Origin of the sequence: Candidatus Accumulibacter aalborgensis (genome assembly GCF_900089955.1) — a bacterium.
GTDB lineage: Bacteria > Pseudomonadota > Gammaproteobacteria > Burkholderiales > Rhodocyclaceae > Accumulibacter > Accumulibacter aalborgensis.
The window spans coordinates 1-18,594 of sequence record NZ_FLQX01000119.1; the positions used below are offsets into that span (position 1 = coordinate 1).

General features: G+C 60.9%; 20 protein-coding genes and 5 pseudogenes. 18 read left to right on the forward strand and 7 right to left on the reverse strand.

What is annotated here, in order from left to right; translation table 11 throughout:
- From ACCAA_RS12595 to ACCAA_RS12635, 9 genes are all read left to right on the forward strand, one after another.
- On the forward strand, positions 1-393 hold a 393-nt coding region (locus ACCAA_RS12595; protein WP_186407604.1), incomplete at its 5' end, for an efflux RND transporter permease subunit.
- Complete coding sequence (locus tag ACCAA_RS12600; RefSeq protein WP_186407605.1) at positions 386-1,804, forward strand: efflux transporter outer membrane subunit; 1,419 nt, start codon at positions 386-388, stop codon at positions 1,802-1,804. The genes ACCAA_RS12595 and ACCAA_RS12600, both read left to right, overlap by 8 nt.
- 303 nt (positions 1,805-2,107) lie before the next feature.
- Positions 2,108-2,878 carry a polyphosphate kinase 2 gene (gene ppk2, locus ACCAA_RS12605; protein ID WP_245754564.1) on the forward strand — a complete coding sequence of 257 codons (771 nt, stop codon included), beginning with the start codon at positions 2,108-2,110 and terminating at the stop codon, positions 2,876-2,878.
- A 98-nt stretch (positions 2,879-2,976) separates the two neighbouring features.
- A complete protein-coding gene (gene ppk2 / locus ACCAA_RS12610; RefSeq protein WP_186407607.1) occupies positions 2,977-3,873 on the forward strand; it encodes a polyphosphate kinase 2 in 897 nt (298 codons plus the stop codon).
- A gap of 92 nt (positions 3,874-3,965) precedes the next feature.
- Positions 3,966-4,493 (forward strand): lipid-binding SYLF domain-containing protein, encoded by a 528-nt coding sequence (locus ACCAA_RS12615; RefSeq protein WP_245754559.1) that lies wholly within the window; start codon positions 3,966-3,968, stop codon positions 4,491-4,493.
- 119 nt (positions 4,494-4,612) lie between these two features.
- Positions 4,613-4,786, forward strand: coding sequence for a hypothetical protein (locus tag ACCAA_RS12620; protein WP_186407609.1), 174 nt, complete (start codon positions 4,613-4,615; stop codon positions 4,784-4,786).
- Positions 4,787-4,812: 26 nt separating this feature from the next.
- Positions 4,813-5,739 (forward strand): ABC transporter ATP-binding protein, encoded by a 927-nt coding sequence (locus ACCAA_RS12625; RefSeq protein ID WP_186407661.1) that lies wholly within the window; start codon positions 4,813-4,815, stop codon positions 5,737-5,739.
- Positions 5,736-6,497 (forward strand): ABC transporter permease, encoded by a 762-nt coding sequence (locus tag ACCAA_RS12630; RefSeq protein ID WP_186407610.1) that lies wholly within the window; start codon positions 5,736-5,738, stop codon positions 6,495-6,497. The genes ACCAA_RS12625 and ACCAA_RS12630 overlap by 4 nt, the downstream gene beginning before the upstream one ends.
- A gap of 31 nt (positions 6,498-6,528) precedes the next feature.
- Positions 6,529-7,542: a methyltransferase gene (locus ACCAA_RS12635; RefSeq protein ID WP_186407611.1), complete on the forward strand. Its 1,014-nt coding sequence runs from the start codon at positions 6,529-6,531 to the stop codon at positions 7,540-7,542.
- Between the two features lie 180 nt (positions 7,543-7,722).
- Here ACCAA_RS12635 and ACCAA_RS12640 read toward each other — a convergent pair whose 3' ends face one another.
- The 3 genes and pseudogenes from ACCAA_RS12640 to ACCAA_RS12650 all read right to left on the reverse strand — a co-directional run.
- On the reverse strand, positions 7,723-8,007 hold the full coding sequence (locus ACCAA_RS12640) for a type II toxin-antitoxin system RelE/ParE family toxin (protein WP_186407612.1): 285 nt from the start codon (positions 8,005-8,007) through the stop codon (positions 7,723-7,725).
- The gene (locus ACCAA_RS12645) at positions 8,004-8,282 is read right to left on the reverse strand and encodes an antitoxin of toxin-antitoxin stability system (RefSeq protein ID WP_186407613.1); all 279 of its coding nucleotides are present in this window, start codon (positions 8,280-8,282) and stop codon (positions 8,004-8,006) included. The genes ACCAA_RS12640 and ACCAA_RS12645 overlap by 4 nt, the downstream gene beginning before the upstream one ends.
- Before the next feature lie 103 nt (positions 8,283-8,385).
- Positions 8,386-8,592 (reverse strand): annotated as a pseudogene (locus ACCAA_RS12650) (MerR family transcriptional regulator); the annotation flags it as partial.
- Here ACCAA_RS12650 and ACCAA_RS12655 point away from each other — a divergent pair.
- From ACCAA_RS12655 to ACCAA_RS12675, 4 genes and pseudogenes are all read left to right on the forward strand, one after another.
- Positions 8,588-8,833, forward strand: a pseudogene (locus ACCAA_RS12655) (mercuric ion transporter MerT); the annotation flags it as partial. The pseudogenes ACCAA_RS12650 and ACCAA_RS12655 overlap by 5 nt on opposite strands.
- A gap of 12 nt (positions 8,834-8,845) precedes the next feature.
- A pseudogene (locus tag ACCAA_RS12660) lies at positions 8,846-8,938 on the forward strand (mercuric transport protein periplasmic component); the annotation flags it as partial.
- Positions 8,939-9,361, forward strand: coding sequence for an organomercurial transporter MerC (merC, locus tag ACCAA_RS12665; RefSeq protein WP_186407662.1), 423 nt, complete (start codon positions 8,939-8,941; stop codon positions 9,359-9,361).
- A gap of 140 nt (positions 9,362-9,501) precedes the next feature.
- Positions 9,502-10,246, forward strand: a pseudogene (locus ACCAA_RS12675) (FAD-dependent oxidoreductase); the annotation flags it as partial.
- A gap of 314 nt (positions 10,247-10,560) precedes the next feature.
- Here ACCAA_RS12675 and guaA read toward each other — a convergent pair.
- Positions 10,561-12,126 carry a glutamine-hydrolyzing GMP synthase gene (gene guaA, locus ACCAA_RS12680; protein ID WP_186407614.1) on the reverse strand — a complete coding sequence of 522 codons (1,566 nt, stop codon included), beginning with the start codon at positions 12,124-12,126 and terminating at the stop codon, positions 10,561-10,563.
- Positions 12,127-12,207: 81 nt separating this feature from the next.
- Positions 12,208-13,668: an IMP dehydrogenase gene (gene guaB / locus ACCAA_RS12685; protein WP_186407615.1), complete on the reverse strand. Its 1,461-nt coding sequence runs from the start codon at positions 13,666-13,668 to the stop codon at positions 12,208-12,210.
- Positions 13,669-13,730: 62 nt separating this feature from the next.
- On the opposite strand from guaB, the gene ACCAA_RS12690 reads away from it, so the two are divergent.
- A complete protein-coding gene (locus ACCAA_RS12690; protein ID WP_186407616.1) occupies positions 13,731-14,174 on the forward strand; it encodes a DUF4124 domain-containing protein in 444 nt (147 codons plus the stop codon).
- A gap of 26 nt (positions 14,175-14,200) precedes the next feature.
- Here the strand turns inward: ACCAA_RS12690 and ACCAA_RS12695 are convergent, their stop codons facing one another.
- Both ACCAA_RS12695 and ACCAA_RS12700 read right to left on the reverse strand, forming a co-directional pair.
- Positions 14,201-14,515: an RnfH family protein gene (locus ACCAA_RS12695; RefSeq protein ID WP_186407617.1), complete on the reverse strand. Its 315-nt coding sequence runs from the start codon at positions 14,513-14,515 to the stop codon at positions 14,201-14,203.
- Complete coding sequence (locus ACCAA_RS12700) at positions 14,508-14,951, reverse strand: type II toxin-antitoxin system RatA family toxin (protein ID WP_186407663.1); 444 nt, start codon at positions 14,949-14,951, stop codon at positions 14,508-14,510. The genes ACCAA_RS12695 and ACCAA_RS12700 overlap by 8 nt, the downstream gene beginning before the upstream one ends.
- 85 nt (positions 14,952-15,036) lie before the next feature.
- On the opposite strand from ACCAA_RS12700, the pseudogene smpB reads away from it, so the two are divergent.
- From smpB to ACCAA_RS12720, 4 genes and pseudogenes are all read left to right on the forward strand, one after another.
- Positions 15,037-15,486: pseudogene (gene smpB, locus ACCAA_RS12705) on the forward strand (SsrA-binding protein SmpB); the annotation flags it as partial.
- Between the two features lie 29 nt (positions 15,487-15,515).
- Positions 15,516-16,298: a (Fe-S)-binding protein gene (locus tag ACCAA_RS12710; RefSeq protein ID WP_186407619.1), complete on the forward strand. Its 783-nt coding sequence runs from the start codon at positions 15,516-15,518 to the stop codon at positions 16,296-16,298.
- Positions 16,295-16,972 carry a LutC/YkgG family protein gene (locus ACCAA_RS12715; protein WP_186407620.1) on the forward strand — a complete coding sequence of 226 codons (678 nt, stop codon included), beginning with the start codon at positions 16,295-16,297 and terminating at the stop codon, positions 16,970-16,972. Before ACCAA_RS12710 ends, ACCAA_RS12715 begins: the two co-directional genes overlap by 4 nt.
- Positions 16,969-18,444 carry a LutB/LldF family L-lactate oxidation iron-sulfur protein gene (locus ACCAA_RS12720; protein WP_186407621.1) on the forward strand — a complete coding sequence of 492 codons (1,476 nt, stop codon included), beginning with the start codon at positions 16,969-16,971 and terminating at the stop codon, positions 18,442-18,444. Before ACCAA_RS12715 ends, ACCAA_RS12720 begins: the two co-directional genes overlap by 4 nt.
- Positions 18,445-18,594 lie beyond the last annotated feature (150 nt).

Sequence of the window (18,594 nt, forward strand, 5' to 3'; positions counted from 1 at the left end):
CTGGCGGCCAAGAACGCGATCCTGATCGTCGAGTTCGCCAAGATGGAGTACGAGAAGGGCGAGTTATCGCTCGCCGAGGCGACGCTCAAGGGTGCGCAACTGCGCCTGCGGCCGATCCTGATGACCTCGTTCGCCTTCATCCTCGGCTGCGTGCCGCTGGCCATCGCCAGCGGCGCCGGCGCCCTGTCGCGGCAAGTCATGGGCAGCGCGGTGATCGGCGGCATGCTCGCCGCCACCTGCCTGGCCATCTTCATCATCCCGGTGACTTTTTACGTCGTCGAGAAGATCAGTCACAAGGGAGAGACCGGCGTGCGCCATCACGAGGCGGGCAAGCAGGATGCCGGCCAACTCGCGCTGGAGCCGGCCGGCAACGAGGAGGATCGCCATGCGTAAGCCACCGCTCGTCACCTTGCTGGCGCTGCTGGTCAGCGCTTGCATGGTCGGACCCGACTACGTCCGCCCGCCGGTCGACACGCCGACGGCCTGGCGCCTGAGCGAAAAGGACGCTCGCGACCTCGCCAACACCCTCTGGTGGGAACAGTTGGGTGACCCGGTGCTTAACGATCTGGTGACCACCGCGCTGCGTGAAAACAAGGATCTGATGATCGCTGCCGCGCGAGTGGATCAGTTTGCCGGCAACTACGGCATCGTTCGCTCAGGCCTCTTCCCGCAGCTCAGCGCCAGCGCCGACGCCCGTCGGCAGAGAGACATCAGCGCGGTGGTGATCGGCGCCGGTGGCAACGAGATCTACAACAGCTACAACGCGGTGTTGAACGCCAGTTGGGAGATCGACATCTGGGGCCGCATCCGTCGCCAGACGGAAGCCGCACGCGCCCAGCTCCTGGCCAGCGAGGAAGGCCGGCGCGGGGTCATCCTGTCGCTCGTCGGCAGCGTGGCCGGCGCCTACATCAACCTGCGCGACCTCGATCGCCAACTGGAGATTGCCCGGGCGACGGCGAAGAGCCGCGGCGAGTCGTACGACATCTTCAAGCTGCGCTTCGAGGGGGGCATCATTTCGGTGCTCGAACTGAGCCAGAACAAGTCGCAATACGAAGAAGCGCTGGCGAGCATCCCACCGCTGGAGAAAGCCATCGCCCAGCAGGAAAACGGGCTCAGCGTGCTGCTCGGCCGCAACCCCGGACCGATACCGCGCGGCAAGGACATCGACCATCTGACGCTACCGGTCATCCCGGCCGGCCTGCCGTCGGATCTGCTTGAACGCCGGCCCGACCTCCGGCGCACCGAGCAGAACCTGATCGCGGCCAATGCGCTGATCGGCGCCGCCAGGGCGGCCTACTTCCCGACCATCTCGCTGACCGGCCTCTTCGGTTACGCCAGCACCAGCCTGAGCAATCTCTTCGACGGCCCGAACAAGGTGTGGAGCTACGGCGCCCCCATCACCATGCCCCTCTTTACCGCCGGCGCGATTGCCGGTCAGGTACAGGCCGCAGAAGCCACGCAGCAGCAGGCGCTGTTTGGCTACCAGAAAGCGATCCAGGAAGCTTTCCGCGAAGTCAACGACGCGCTGGTCAGCCAGGACCGGACGCGCGAACAGCTCAAGGCGCAGCGGCGCCAGGTCGAGGCGCTGCAGCAGTACGCGGCCACCGCTCGCCTGCGCTACGATAACGGCTACACCAGCTACATCGAAGTCCTCGACGCCGAGCGCAGCCTGTTCAACGTTCAACTACAATACACACAGACCCAGCAGGTGGAATTCCAGTCGATGATCAATCTTTACCTGGCCATGGGCGGGGGCTGGGTCAGCGAAGCCGAGAAAATGGCCAGTGTGAGCAATGTGCAGTGATCGCCGTTGAGCATCCGGCAGCCTGCCGACGGCCTCGTCACTGGCGATCTGCGGTGCCCTGAACGGCGCCGCAGCTTTTCGCCGGAGTTATGACCGGCGGTGGTACCAGCAGGGAAGTGTCCACAGACCACTCCAAAGGAGGAGACAATGAGCGAGAAGCAGAAGCAGAACACGGAAGCTTCGGTCGAGGGAAACATCAATCCGGACATGCCGCCAGAACCGGAAATCGAAGAGGTACCCGAGGTCGTCGATAGCGCAGAAGAAACTGGAAAGGCCGCGAAGCGCAAGAAGTCGACCAAGAAGATGTCCAACCGGGCCTATCTCAAGGCACTCGAGAAGCTGGAGGCGGAACTCGTTCATCTCCAGTCCTGGGTGATTAGAAAGGGCCTCAAGGTCATCCTGGTCTTCGAAGGCCGCGATGCAGCAGGCAAGGGCGGAACGATCAAGGCGATCACCGCGCGCGTCAGCCCGCGCGTTTTCCGCGTGGTCGCGCTGCCCGCGCCGACCGACCGCCAGAAGAGCCAGATGTATGTGCAGCGCTACATCTCGCACTTCCCGGCAGCCGGCGAAGTGGCTATCTTCGACCGCAGTTGGTACAACCGGATAGGCGTCGAAACGGTGATGGGCTTCGCCACCGAGGATCAGGTGCAGCATTTCCTCAGGATGACGCCGATGTTCGAGAAGGCAGCGGTGAAAGAGAACGGCATCATCCTGCTCAAGTACTGGCTCGAAGTGGACATGGACGAGCAGGCGCGGCGCCTCGAGGCACGCATCACCGACCCGCGCAAGCAGTGGAAGCTCTCGCCGATGGACCTCAAGTCCTACAGTCGCTGGTACGATTATTCGCGCGCCCGCGACAGAATGTTCAAGGAAACCGATACTCATTGGGCACCCTGGTTTGTCGCCAATTCCAACGACAAGAAGCGCGTTCGCCTGAACATCATCCAGCACATTCTGAACAGTATCCCCTACGAAGTGCCCAAGGATCCCAAGATCACGCTGCCGCCGAGGCAGAAGCGGGGAGACTACAAGGAGCCCAAGCTGACGCTCAAGCGCGTTCCGGAAGTCTATTAAGCAGGGAGCCAGGCGCAGGATCATGCCGCCGGCGTGCTTGCGCGGCGGCGGCATGGACCGGGGTTGCAGTGGCAACATCATTTGGAGTGGTTTGCACGATGGGCAAGAAAGAGAAAGCACGAAAGAAAGCTAAAGTCCTGGGTAACATCAATCCGGACCTGCCGTCAGAACCGTCGGCGGGCGAGGCGCCGGCGACGGCCGAGGCCGCCACGGCGAAGAAGCTGTCCAACCGCGGCTACCTCAAGGAACTCGAGAAGCTCGAGGCCGAACTGGTTCATCTGCAATCCTGGGTCGTCGAGAAAGGCCTCAAGATCGTTATCCTCTTCGAAGGGCGTGACGGTGCCGGCAAGGGCGGGACGATCAAGGCCATCACGGGACGCCTCAACCCGCGCGTCTTCCGAGTCGTCGCGCTGCCCGCACCGACCGAGCGCGAGAAAACCCAAATGTATGCCCAGCGTTACCTGGCGCACATGCCGGCGGCCGGTGAGGTGGTGATCTTCGACCGTAGCTGGTACAACCGCGCCGGCGTCGAACGCGTCATGGGTTTTGCCAGCGAAGAGGAGGTACAGGGTTTCCTCAGGATCGCGCCACTGTTCGAAAAACTTCTGGTCGGGAAAAGCAACAACATCATCCTGCTCAAGTACTGGCTCGAAGTCGACATGGACGAGCAGACGCGCCGTCTCGAAGCGCGCATCACCGATCCGCGCAAGCAGTGGAAGCTCTCGCCGATGGACCTGAAGTCCTACAGCCGCTGGTACGACTACTCGCGAGCGCGCGACGAAATGTTCAAGGAAACGGATACCGCGTGGGCACCCTGGTCCGTCGCCAATTCCAACGACAAGAAGCGCGTTCGCATCAACATCATCAGGCACATCCTGAGCAGCGTCCCGTACGAGGCCGTCAAGCAGCCGAAAATCACTCTGCCCAAACGGCAGAAGCCCGGCGATTACCAGGAGAGCAAGCTGCCGCTCAAGTACATCCCGGAAGTCTGCTGACAACGAACCGACACAGAATCAATCGCCATCGTCATTAACAGGAGGACTACATGCACAAGACGTTTGTTTCGCAACTGGCTAGAACATCCAGGATGTTCCTGATTGCTGTCCTTGCGGCGCTCGTGGGTTCGGTCGCTGCCCTCGCAGCCGACCGTACAGCGCTCGAACGAGATGCGCAAAACACCTATCAGAAGCTGATCGCCAGAGTGTCAGGGGCGAAGGCCTTGTCCAGGGATGCTGTGGCTGTGCTGGTGTTTCCGAAGATCACCAAAGCCGGTCTGGTCATTGGCGGGCAGTACGGCGACGGCGTACTTTTCAAAGGCGGCAAGGCAGTGGGCTTCTACAACACCTCTGGCGCTTCGTACGGACTTCAAGCCGGTGCACAACAATACGGTTACGCGATGTTCTTCATGAATGAAAAATCGTTGAATGCCTTGACCGCGAACGACGGATTCGAGGTCGGTGTGGGCCCCAGCATCGTCGTGGTGGACCAAGGCATGGGCAAGTCTCTGACCTCAACGACCGCGAAGGACGACATCTACGCCTTCATTTTCAGTCAGAAGGGCCTGATGGCCGGTCTTGGTCTGCAGGGCAACAAGATTACGAGGCTGAGCGAGTAATCACGTCTGCGGCGGCGCACGATACACCTTGGGCATTTTCCGCTTGCCATGTTGCCATGCCAAGGCAGGGAAGGGTAGGGCAGGGTTGGCTGCATCGGCGCATACGGGCCGGCGCGCCGATGCCCGCTGGGCAAGATGAGACCGCGGGCCTCGAGGAAGAGCTTGATACCCTATCGGGATGGCTGCTCGATCGCTTCGTGCGTGAGCAGATCGCCCCGGACCGGATCGCCGGCGTCTCGGCCATCGTCGCGCATATTCGCCACGTCGTCGAGCGCAGGCGGAATCCTTCCTGATGCCTGTTTCAGCTATGATCGCGCCGATGCAGACAATCATCTCCGTATCCGAACTCTCCAAGACCTATCCCTCCGGCTTCCAGGCGCTAAAGGGCATCAATCTGGACATTCGCCGGGGCGAGATATTCGCCTTGCTAGGCCCCAACGGCGCCGGAAAGACAACGCTGATCGGGATCATCTGCGGGATCGTCAAAGCGAGTGCCGGGACCGTTCGGGTAGACGGTCACGATATCATCGCCGACTACCGCGCTGCCCGTTCGCTGATCGGTCTGGTGCCGCAGGAACTGACCACCGACGCCTTCGAATCGGTGTGGGCGACGGTGTCCTTCAGCCGTGGCCTGTTCGGCAAGCGCGCGAATCCGGACTACATTGAAAAGATACTCCGCGATCTATCCCTGTGGGACAAGAAAGACAACAAGATCATCACGCTCTCGGGCGGCATGAAGCGTCGGCTGCTGATCGCCAAAGCACTGTCGCACGAGCCGGAAATCCTCTTTCTTGACGAACCGACCGCGGGCGTCGACGTCAACCTGCGGCGTGACATGTGGCAACTGGTGCGCGCGCTCAAAGCCACCGGGGTGACCATCTTGCTGACTACCCATTACATCGACGAGGCCGAAGAGATGGCCGACCGGATCGGCGTGATCAGCAAGGGCGAGATCATTCTGGTCGAGGAGAAGAGAGAACTGATGCGTCAACTGGGCAAGAAGCAACTGACCCTTCATTTGCAGACCCCCCTGGAGCGAATTCCGTCCACGCTAGGCGCCTACCGGCTGGACCTGTCGAGTGATGGCAGCGAGCTGACCTATACCTACGACGCGCAAGGCGAGCGAAGCGGCATCGTGGCGCTGCTCAAGGACCTCAATGAGGCGGCCATCGTTTTCAAGGATCTGCACACCACCCAGAGTTCCCTGGAAGAAATCTTCGTCAGTCTGGTGAAGGACGCCAAATGAACGTGCCTGCCATGCGTGCAATTTACAGCTTCGAGATGGCGCGCACCCGCCGCACGCTGCTGCAGAGCATCGTCTCGCCGGTGATTTCGACTTCCCTGTATTTTGTCGTCTTTGGTGCAGCGATAGGCTCGCGTATCGCCGAGATCGACGGTATCAGTTATGGCGCGTTCATCGTTCCCGGGCTGATCATGTTGTCGCTCCTGACGCAGAGCGTCTCCAACGCTTCCTTCGGCATCTACTTCCCGAAATTCACCGGAACGATCTACGAGCTTCTCTCGGCACCTGTTTCCTATCTCGAAATCGCCGCAAGTTATGTCGGCGCTGCGGCGACGAAGTCGATGATCCTCGGCCTGATCATCCTCGCGACTGCGGGCCTGTTTGTGCCGATTCAGGTCGCGCACCCCTTGTGGATGCTTCTTTTTCTGGTCCTCACGGCGGTGACCTTCAGTCTGTTCGGTTTTATCATCGGCATCTGGGCCGATAACTTCGAGAAACTGCAACTTGTCCCGCTGCTGATCATCACGCCCTTGACCTTCCTAGGTGGCAGCTTCTACTCGATCAACATGCTGCCGCCGATCTGGCAGACGATCACCTTGTTCAACCCGGTGGTCTATCTGGTCAGCGGTTTCCGCTGGAGCTTCTACAATATCGCCGACGTCAGCGTCGGCATCAGCCTGGCCATGACGCTGCTGTTCCTGGCGATATTCCTGGCCATCGTGGCCTGGATCTTCAAGACCGGATATCGGCTCAAGACCTGACGGCGCTTCCATAACAGCAAAGGACGAATCCATGAACGACCCACTGAACCCCGAGAAGATTCTGCAGACCGGCATGGCTTTCTGGGCCTCCAAGACGCTGTTGAGTGCCATCGAAATGGGTGTCTTCACCGAACTGGCGCGCCGCCCTGAAGCATTCGATTCGCTCAGCGGCCGACTTGGCCTGCATCCTCGTTCCGCGCGCGACTTTCTCGACACACTTGTGGCACTGGGATTTCTGGAACGAAAGACGGATGTTTACGCGAACACTCCAGAAACCGATGCCTTCCTCGATCGGAGGAAGCCTGGATATATAGGCGGCATTCTTGAGATGGCAAATCACCGCCTCTACCCTTTCTGGGGTCACCTCACCGAAGCATTGCGCACCGGATTGCCGCAAAACGAAATCAAGTCCGGTTCTGGCGGACTGTTCGAGACGCTCTATGCCGACCCGGCGCGCTTGAAGGAATTCCTGGGCGCCATGACCGGCATCAGTCACGGCGCCAACATGGCCATCGCCAGCGCTTTCCCGTGGCAGGAGTATCAAACCTTCGTCGATGTCGGCACTGCACAGGGCGATCTGGCGGTGCAGATTGCACTGCGCAATCCGCACCTTCAGGGCATCGGATTTGACTTGCCGGAAGTGGCGCCCATCTTCGAAGAATACGCATTTACTGCGGGTGTCACAGATCGGCTGACCTTTCAGCCCGGTGATTTCTTCAAACAGGGCATGCCCAATGCGGACGTGGTGCTGATGGGGCATATCCTGCACGACTGGGACCTGCCCAGCAAGAAGATGCTCATCAAGAAGGCTTTTGACGCTCTGCCGGTGGCTGGCGCGCTCATCGTGTACGAAGCGATTATTGATGACGATCGGTCGAAGAACGCGTTTGGCCTGATGATGAGCCTGAATATGCTCATCGAGACACCAGGAGGTTTCGATTACACCGGGAGCGACTGCGCCTCGTGGATGAAGGACGCCGGCTTCACCTCGACGCGAGTCGAACATCTTATCGGCCCGGACTCGATGGTCATAGGCATCAAGTGACTATTCCCACTCAGATGTTAACAAGACAAAAAATACAAATGAAATCATTGCGTTGGCGTAGCCTGTACGATTTGATGCCATAAAAAATACCATGTTCATTAGTTAGTAAGAATTTGCAACCAACATTCGGCCGCATCGAATGCGGTCAACCTCTCGATCCTAGGCGCCCGTTCACCTCGCTCAATTACGGACCAATGGCCACTGGCGCGCAGTGTGAACCAAGGCCAGCATCCACACGGTTTCGCCGCTGATTTCGTACACCAAGCGATAGCTTTCATGTGGGATCAGCTCGCGGGTTCCTTGAATTTTTCCTGGCCGCCCCAGCTTCGGGTGATCGGCCAGCCTAGCGGCCGCATCGCTAAAAAGCTCATCCATGCGAGCAGCCGCTCGCGGGTTATCGCCCGCGATGTAGTCCCAAACGTCAGCGCGATCCTGCAGCGCCTCAGGCGTCCAAATAGCCCTCACGCCTGGCTCGCCACGACCGCACGCCGAGCGGCGAACGTGGCTTCAACCTCATCATTGGAGTGACCGACACCGGCACGCATCGAGGCACGAGCGGCATCAACCTTGCGCCCCAGGAACTCATCATATTCCCTAGTCGCCCGCTGACGCTGGACGAACTCACGCATCAGTTCGCGCAGGACTTGCGAAGCCGGCCGGTGCGCGGCTTCCGCTTCGGCCATGAAATCGGCGCGCAACTCCGGCTCTAGCTTCATCGTGAAAACGGCTTCTTTAGACATGGCGCAATCCTCATGTTATGTACTAACAAAGTATATACGTTTTCATTACCAACAGCGACTACTCGGACGCAAGTCAGGGTCTGCTCACGAAACGGAAAAATCGCTAAGGCATAGCCGGGCTTGCGCCACCCTGTAGCGACGCAATCAACGGGCAGGAAACATTCCCCTTCCGCGCATGACAGGCGCACACCAGCTCAGACAGTGCGGTTTCCATGCGCGCCAGGTCGGCCATCTTTTCGCGCACGTCCTGGAGCCTGTGCTCGGCCAGGTGGCTGGCTTCGTCGCAGTAGGTGCCATCGTCCAATTTCAGCGGTGCGTGGATAGGCAATCTGACAGTGCTGGAGCCGTATCGACCTCTCTTCATCGGTGCGGCGCTGGTGGCGCTGTTCTTCGCTTGGCGGCGCATTTACCGTCCGGCACAAGCCTGCAAGCCGGGCGATGTATGCGCGATTCCGCAAATGCGCGGCACCTGCAAGCTCATTTTTTGGGTTGTGGCCGCGCTGGTACTGGTTGCGCTCGGATTCCCCTATGTCCTTCCTTTTTTTCACTAACTGGAGATCACCATAAGAAAACTGTTTGCTTCCCTCGCTCTCATCGCCGTCGTTGCCCCCGTGTGGGCCGCCACTCAAACCGTCAAGCTGGCGGTGCCGGGTATCATGGGCTTGATTACACGCATCGCCGACAAGGCCGGGGCGCTCGGCAGCGTCGTGTCAGCGATGGGCTGCGCGGCCTGCCTTCCAGCTATCGCCAGTTTCAGCGCGGCCATCGGGCTGGGCTTCCTGAGCCAGTACGAGGGCTTGTTCATCAGCCGGCTGCTGCCGCTGTTCGCCGTGCTCGCCTTCGTGGCGAACGCGCTGGGCTGGCTGAGCCACCGGCAATGGCACCGCAGCTTGCTCGGCATGATCGGGCCGTCCATCGTGTTCGCAGCCACGGTCTGCTTCCTGGGGAACTGGTGGACGGCGAACCTGATGTATATCGGCCTAGCCTTGATGGTCGGGGTGTCGGTCTGGGATTTCGTCTCACCGGCACATCGCCACTGCGGGCCAGACGGCTGCGAACTGCCAGCACAACGTGGCTGACGGCAACGGCCGTCGCCGACAACAACAGAAAAGGAACAAGCATGACTACCCTAAAAATCACCGGCATGACCTGCGATTCGTGCGCGGCGCACGTCAAAGACGCCTTGGAGAAAGTGCCCGGCGTGCAGTCTGCCGTAGTGTCCATTACTGCCGCCTTCCGTGCTGGAGGAATCAAGGTGCTGGAACACACGCAAGCCAGCCAGGTTGCCCATGTGGATGGCGAATTCGTGCTGACCACAGAGCACGGTGAAGTGCGCGCCGACAAGCTGCTGGTGGCTACCGGCCGCACGCCGAACACGCGCAACTTATCGTTGGAAGCGGCGGGTGTCGTCGCCAATGCGCAGGGAGCCATCGTCATCGACAAAGGTATGCACACCAGTACGCCACACATTTATGCGGCAGGCGACTGCACTGACCAGCCGCAATTCGTCTACGTGGCGGCCGCCGCCGGCACCCGTGCGGCCATCAACATGACGGGCGGGGACGCGGCCATCAATCTGGCCGCGATGCCGGCGGTGGTGTTCACCGACCCACAGGTCGCCACTGTTGGCTACAGCGAAGCGAAAGCGCATCACGACGGCATCGAGACTGACAGCCGCACCTTAACCCTGGATAACGTGCCGCGTGCGCTCGCCAACTTCGACACACGCGGCTTTATCAAGCTGGTCGTCGAAGAAGGTAGCGGACGACTCATCGGCGTGCAGGCGGTCGCCTCGGAAGCGGGCGAACTGATCCAGACGGCGGTGCTCGCCATACGTAACCGCATGACGGCGCAGGAACTGGCTGACCAGTTTGTTCCCCTACCTGACGATGGTCGAGGGGCTTAAGCTCGCGGCGCAAACCTTCAGTAAGGACGTAAAGCAGCTTTCGTGCTGCGCCGGATGAAGAAAAGGAATGTCTCGGCATCTTTCACGCCTAAAATTACCATATTCAAAACAAGCGCAAAATATTCACGTGTGTTACAAAGCAATTGCTTAGAAAATCTCGATACCATGCAACACTGGAAAATCATGGCATGGTATCGAGCGATGTTCATGGTATCAGCGCAGATAGTACCATCCGCCATGCCATAAAAAAGCAGTGCTTGGCGGTGCTGTGTGTTGCCAGTCGATGCCAGACCCAGAAGCAAAAAAGCCCGCAGTGGCGCGGGCTTACATGTGTTTTGTGCTTCTCAATGCCGGCCGTTGCCAGACATCAAATCATTCCCACTCGATCGTTGCCGGCGGCTTGCTCGATATGTCGTACACCACACGGTTGATGCCGCGAACCTCGTTGATGATGCGGTTCGACACTCTACCGAGCAGGCTGTGCGGCAGTTCGGCCCAGTGTGCAGTCATGAAGTCCTGGGTTTCTACGGCGCGCAGGGAAACGACGTATTCGTAGGTCCGCCCGTCACCCATGACGCCGACCGATTTGACCGGCAGGAACACGGCAAAGGCCTGACTGGTCTTGTCGTACCAGCCAGCAGCACGCAACTCGTCGATGAAAATGGCGTCGGCGCGGCGCAGCAAGTCGGCGAATTCGGGCTTTACCTCGCCCAGAATCCGCACTCCCAGGCCAGGGCCGGGGAAGGGGTGGCGATAGACCATGTCGTGCGGAAGACCGAGGGCGACGCCCAGTTCACGTACCTCATCCTTGAAAAGCTCACGGAGCGGCTCGAGCAGCTTCAGATTCAGCGTCTCCGGCAGGCCACCGACGTTGTGATGGCTCTTGATGGTGTGCGCCTTGCGCGTCCGGGCACCGGCGGATTCGATCACATCCGGGTAGATCGTTCCCTGGGCCAGCCACCTGGCGTTGTTGAGCCTGTTCGCCTCGACCTGGAAGACCTCGACGAACTCGCGTCCGATGATCTTGCGTTTCTGCTCGGGATCGGTGACCCCGCGAAGGTGGCCCATGAACTGCGCAGAGGCATCGACGTGCACTACCTTGACGCCGAGATTGCGGGCAAAGGTGTGCATCACCTGTTCGGCTTCGTTCAGGCGCAGCAGGCCGTTATCGACGAAGACGCAGGTCAACTGGTCGCCGATCGCGCGGTGGATCAGCGCGGCGGCGACAGAGGAGTCGACCCCGCCAGAGAGACCGAGAATCACCTCTTCATTGCCGACCTGGGAGCGAATCCGGTCGACGGCCTCGGCGACGTAATCAGGCATCGTCCAGTCGCGCCCGCAGCCGCAGATATCGCGCACGAAGCGCCCGATGATGTCGCGGCCCTTGAGTGTGTGGGTCACCTCGGGATGGAACTGCACGGCGTAGAACCCGCGCGTCTCATCGGCCATTGCCGCGATCGGCGTCGACTCGTTGCTGCCAATCACCTTGAACCCGGCTGGCAGGTCGGTGACCTTGTCGCCATGGCTCATCCAGACGTCGAGCAGTCCGTGGCCCTGATCGTTGCGGCGATCCTCGATTCCCTTGAACAAGGCCGAGTGGCCGTGGGCGCGCATTTCGGCATAACCGAATTCGCGCCGTGGAGAGCTTTCCACTCGTCCTCCCAACTGCTCGGCCATGGTCTGCATTCCGTAGCAGATGCCGAGGACGGGGACGCCGAGGGTGAACACCACCGGCGGAGCCTTGAAGTCTTCAACTTCGTAGACCGAGTTCGGCCCGCCGGAGAGAATGATTCCCTGCGCATTGAAGTCGCGAATGAACTCGTCCGCGACGTCGTAGGGGTGCAGCTCGCAATAGACCTGCTGCTCGCGAACTCGCCGAGCGATCAGTTGAGCGACCTGCGAGCCAAAGTCGAGAATCAGGATTTTTTGATGGGACATGGCAGCGCCTCAAATGAAGCGGGCGGCCCGCCGCCGCCCGCTGAATGTCTCTGGTCAATGATCGAGCGGCGCTCAGGGTGCTTACTCGACGTGGTAGTTGGGTGCTTCCTTGGTAATCTGTACGTCATGGACATGCGACTCGCGGACACCGGCCGAAGTGATTTCGACGAAAGTGGCCCGGTCGTGCATTTCTTCAATTGTCCGGCAGCCGAGGTAGCCCATCGACGAACGCAGGCCGCCCATCAGTTGGTGGATGACGGCCAGCACCGAGCCCTTGTACGGTACGCGGCCTTCGATCCCTTCCGGGACCAGTTTATCCACGTTGGCCGTACTGTCCTGGAAATAGCGGTCGGCCGCACCCGCGGCCATGGCGCCAATCGATCCCATGCCACGGTACGACTTGTAGGAACGTCCCTGAAAAAGCTCCACTTCTCCCGGCGCTTCCTCGGTACCGGCAAACAGGCCGCCGAGCATGACCAGGTCGCCACCGGCGGCAATGGCCTTCGAGATGTCGCCCGAGTAGCGTATGCCACCGTCGGCAATCAGCGGCACGCCGCTGCCCTTGAGGGCTTCGAAAACCATCTGGATGGCGGTGATTTGCGGGACGCCAACACCGGCCACGATGCGCGTGGTGCAAATCGATCCGGGGCCGATGCCGACCTTGACGCCGTCGGCGCCATGGTCGATCATCGCCCGCGCCGCTTCGGCAGTAGCGATGTTGCCGCCGATCACTTCGACCAGCGGAAAGTTCTTCTTGACCCAGTTGACGCGGTCGAGGACGCCCTGAGAATGGCCATGGGCGGTATCGACCACGAGGACGTCAACGCCCGCTTCGGCGAGCAGTTCGGCACGCTCTTCGGTTCCCGGACCGACGCCGATGGCGGCCCCGACGCGCAGGCGACCAGCGGCATCCTTGCTGGCCTGCGGGTGTTCAGTGGTCTTGATGATGTCCTTGACGGTGATCAGGCCGCGTAGCTCGAAAGCGTTGTTCACCACCAGAACACGTTCAAGTCGGTGCTTGTGGATCAGGGCCTTGCCTTCCTCGACGGTCGCGCCCTCATGAACGGTGACCAGGCGATCACGCGGAGTCATGATGTTTCTGACCGGCTGGTCGAGGTTGGTCTCGAAGCGCAGGTCGCGGTTGGTCACGATGCCGACGACCAGTCGACCGTCGAGTACCGGCACACCGGAGATCTTGTGCAAGCGGGTCAGCGTCAGGACGTCGCGCACCGACATGCTTGGCGGAACGGTGATCGGATCCTTCAGGATACCGGATTCGAAGCGCTTGACCTTGGCCGCCTCGGCCGCCTGCACCTTCGGGCTGAAGTTCTTGTGCACAATCCCGATACCGCCTTCCTGAGCGAGGGCGATGGCCAGACGACTCTCGGTCACCGTGTCCATGGCCGCGGAAACGAGAGGCAGGTTGAGGCTGATTTGGCGTGTCAGACGCGTCTTGAGGGTGACATCGCGCGGCACTATGGTCGAATGGGCGGGAACGAGGAGGACGTCGTCGAACGTCAGCGCCCTTTGGATTAAACGCATGGCCTTTGATCCGAGGTCACAAAAACGTATTATACAGCGTGCTCCGTTACGGCTGGATGACCATGAGACGCTTTGCTCTCCTTGCTACTGCGCTGATCGCTGCTTTTGCGGCCGAAGCCCAGATCTACAAGTGGCAGGATGAAAACAACAAGACCGTGATCTCGGACCGGCCACCTGCCGGCAAGGTCCGGCAGCAGACGCAGATCGACGCGGAAGCGCCGGCCGCCGGCAGCGAGACCGGCAAGACGTTCGCCGACCGCGAGATGGAGTTCCGCAAGCGTCAGAAGGAAGCCCGGGAGAGTGCCGAGAAGTCCGCAAAGGAGCAGCGTGCGACGGCAGACCGAAAGGAAAACTGTGACGCTGCGCGCAGCTCACTGCAACTCATGGAGTCGGGCGAACGCGTGTCCATGCGCGACAGCAAGGGTGAGCGTTACTTCCTGGACGACGCCCAGCGCGAACGCGAGGTCAACAAAGCTCGTCAGATCGTGCAAGCCACCTGCCGGTAAGCGTGCCTACTCGTGCCTGCTCGTCCCTACTCACTTTCGCCAGATCCCTTTTTCATCACCTTGCCTTCGGCGGCGCGCTGCTTGCGCACTTCCTTCGGATCGGCAATCAGCGGCCGGTAGATCTCCACGCGGTCATGGTCGCGTAGGGGCGCATCAAGTTTGGTGAGCCTGGCGAAGACACCGATCTTGTTCTTCGCCAGATCGATTTCGGGATACTTCGGCAGCAGTCCGGAGGCGTCAATCGCCTGTCTTACGGTGCTGCCGGGCGGCAGCTTCAGGCTGATCAGTGGTTGCTTGGTCGGCAAGGCGTAGATCACTTCTATGGCAAGCATCTCAGACATTTGGCACCCCATGCACCTCGTCGGCCCGTTTCACGAAGGCATCGACGAAACTATTGGCGATCTGGCCGAACACTGGACCGATCACCTTTTCGAAAACCTTGCTGGAAAACTCGTAGGAGAGTTGAAACTCGATCTTGCACGCGTGCTCGGCGAGCGACTTGAAACGCCACAAGCCATCAAGCCGGCGAAATGGACCATCGACCAGAGTGATTTTCATCCATAGCGGGGATTCCTTGTTGTTCTCGGTGGTGAAGTGGGACTTCACACTGCGGTAGCTGATGTGCAGCGTGGCCACCGTCTTCCGGTCGTCGCGAAATTCACAGCGCGTCTGGCTGCACCAGGGCAAAAACTGCGGGTAGTCCTCAACACGGTCGACCAGATCGAACATCTGTTGCGACGAACGCGCGATCAGCACCGATTTCTTGACCATGGCCATCCTCTGCCACACCTCGTGAATCCTGTAGAATCGAGAATTCTAGCACTCCCCAACCCTAACGAACGCTAATCGCCCGAGAAACAGAACCATGAGCATAGTCGCCAACAAGAAGGCTTTTCATGACTTCTTCATCGAAGAGAAGATCGAGGCGGGTATCGTCCTCGAGGGCTGGGAGGTGAAGGCGATCCGTGCCGGCCGGGCGAGCATCAAGGAGGGCTATGTCGTCATCCGCAGCGGCGAAGTCTTCCTCTTCGGCATGCATGTCGCGCCGCTGCTGGCCGCGTCGTCGCATGTCAAGCCGGACCCGATTCGCACGCGCAAGCTGTTGCTGCACAGCAGGCAGATCGGCAAACTGATCGGCCAGGTCGAACGCGCCGGCTACACGCTGGTGCCGCTGGACCTGCATTTCCAGCGTGGCCGCCTGAAGGTCGAGATCGGCCTGGCCAAGGGCAAGAAGCAATACGACAAGCGCGAGACCGAGAAAGAGCGCGACTGGGTCCGCGAGAAGGCGCGCTTGATGCGGGAGAAGGTCTAGCTTTCATATTCAATAAAAAGGAGATAGAGATGGACGAGACAGGCAATCGCCACTACCCGGACAAGCCGCCGAAGGTCTACCTTTTCGGGACTTGCCTGATCGACATGTTCTGTCCCGAGGCCGGCATGGACACCGTCCGCCTGCTCGAGCGCGAGGGAATCGAAGTGCATTTCCCAGCCGACCAGACCTGCTGCGGGCAACCGGCGCACAGCAGCGGCTTTCCCGAACAGACGCGCGCGGTGGCCCTGGCGCAAATGCGTCTCTTCCCGGAACCCTGGCCGGTGATCGTTCCTTCCGGCTCGTGTGCGGGCATGATGCGCCACCACTATCCCAAGGTTTTCGCCGACGATCCGCGCCTGCTGGCCGAAGCGACGGCACTGGCCGATCGGATTTTTGAACTTTCCGAGTTCCTGCTGCATGTGGCGAGGGTCAGCCTCAGCGATTCCGGGCAGCCGGCCCGCGTCGCTCTGCACACCTCGTGTGCCGCGCGTCGCGAAATGGGCACCCAGGTCCACGCGCGGGCGCTGCTGGCGCAATTGCCGGGCGTCGATGTCGGCCTGCACGAACACGAATCCGAATGCTGCGGCTTTGGTGGCACCTTCTCGCTCAAGCACCCGGCGATCTCGTCGGCGATGGCCGGCGACAAGGTCGATGCGCTCAAGGAAACCGGCGCCGAGACCTTCCTGTCGGCAGACTGCGGCTGCATGCTCAGCCTGAACCACACCCTGCAGAAGCGGGGTGACCCCTTTCAGGGCCAGCATCTGGCGAGCTTCCTGTGGCAGCGGACGAATCCTGAAGGAGGGCGGCGATGAGCGCGCGTGACAACATCCTGCAACGCCTGCGCGCCGCGCCGCAAGGAACGGCGCCGCTGGCGCCCGACGTGCGGGGTTTCCATGCCGCGGTGAGTGCCGCCCGGCCGGCCAGCAACCGTGCTACGCGCATGGAAGTATTCTGCGACAAGATGGCTTTCTGGCACGCTGAAGTCGTCAAGGTGACGCGTGACAACTGGTCGCAGAAGCTGCGCGAACTTTGCGCGGCCAAGGGCGTACGTTCGTTACTCTACGGCGAGCAGACCGAATACACGGCTGCGTTGCTGGCCGCCGGCATCGGCGGACTGAAGCCTTACGATCGCCCGGTGGACGACTGGAAGCAGGAACTCTTCGAGAACACCGATGCCAGCTTCACCTCGACGCGCGGCGGCATCGCCGAGACCGGGACGCTGATCATCTGGCCGGACGCCAACGAGCCTCGTTTGATGTCGCTCGTCCCGCCGATCCATTTCGCGCTGCTCGACGCCGACAAGCTCTACGAAACACTGTTCGACGCGATGATCGAGCAGGGTTGGAGCGGCGGCCTGCCGACCAACGCGCTGCTCGTTTCGGGACCCTCGAAGACGGCCGATATCCAGGTGACGCTGGCCTACGGCGCGCACGGCCCGAAGGAGTTGATCGTCCTGCTGCTGGTCAATGAGGAGGAACTGGCATGAACGCACAGAACAACTCACAAATCAACGCACAAGCGAACACCCAAGCGCTCAGATTCGTCCCGGCCAGCGAATTCAAGGAACGTGCCGCCGTAGCGGTCGCCGACGCGCATCTGCGCAAGAGTTTCCGCGGCGCGATGGACTTCCTGATTGCCAAGCGGGCGGCGCAGTTTCCCGATCCGGTGGCGCTCGAAAGTCAGCGCGGGCTCGCCGAGCATATCCGCAAGTACAGCCTGGCCCGCCTGCCGGACCTCCTCGAACAGCTAGAGCGTAACCTGACCGCCAACGGCGTTCAGGTGCACTGGGCCGAAAATCCCGAACAGGCCAACGCGATCATCATCAACATTGCCCGGCGTCACTCGACCAAGCTGATGGTCAAGGGCAAGTCGATGGTCAGTGAAGAGATCGAGCTCAACCACGCGATGGCCGACGCCGGCATGGAAGCGCTTGAGAGCGACATGGGCGAATACATCGTCCAGCTCGATGGCGAAAAACCTTCGCACATCATCATGCCGGCGATCCACAAGACCAAGCTCGAGATCGCCCGCCTGTTTGCCGCCAAGGTGCCCGGTGCCGGGTATACCGAATCGGTCGATGAACTGATCGGCATTGGCCGCGCCGTCTTGCGCGAGAAGTTCATGACCGCCGAGATCGGCTTGTCCGGAGTGAACTTCGCCGTCGCCGAAACCGGCACCCTGTGCCTGGTCGAGAATGAAGGCAACGGCCGCATGTGCACCACCGTTCCCGGCGTGCATATCGCGATTACCGGCATCGAGAAAGTGGTCGAGAAACTCGAACACGTGCCACCGCTCTTTGCCCTGTTGACGCGTTCGGCGACCGGCCAGGCGATCACCACCTATCTCAACATGATCAGCGGCCCACGCAAGCCTGGCGAGAAGGACGGCCCACGAGAAATGCATCTGGTGCTGGTCGACAATGGCCGCACGCAGGCCTACAGCGACGAGCAACTGCGTTCGACGCTGCAGTGCATCCGCTGCGGCGCGTGCATGAACCACTGCCCGGTCTATACGCGCATCGGCGGCCACGCTTACGGCACCACCTATCCCGGTCCGATCGGTGAAATCATCTCGCCGCACATGCTCGGGCTGGCGGCGACGCACGTCCTGCCGACCGCTTCGAGCCTCTGCGGCGCCTGTGGCGAAGTCTGCCCGGTCAAGATCCCGATTCCCGACCTGCTCATTCGTCTACGCGGCGAAGCGCAGCACGACGCCCGTCCGGGTCATGCGCCGATGCTCGGCCAGGGTGCGGCCAAGAGTGCCCTGGTTGATGCCATCTGGTCGGGCTGGGCAGCGCTGTACACGCGTCCGGCGCTGTACCGCGCTTTCGGCTGGCTGGCGACGCGCTTCCGCGCGCTGACGCCGCCGATGCAGTCCGGCTGGACGGTCAGCCGCACGCCGCTGAAGCCGGCAAAGCGGACCTTGCACGAGCAGATGGCGGCGAGAGAAAGGCGCTGACCGGTCATGAATGAATCGTCGAAGGTCGATCCGGAATCTCGTACCCGAATCGGTTACGACGATCTCCTCTCTGCCTTCGAGTGGGTCAGCGCCGCCGCCCCATTTGAGAACTCCGCTTTGGTCTCGTGCCAGACGGGACGCACGCATGGG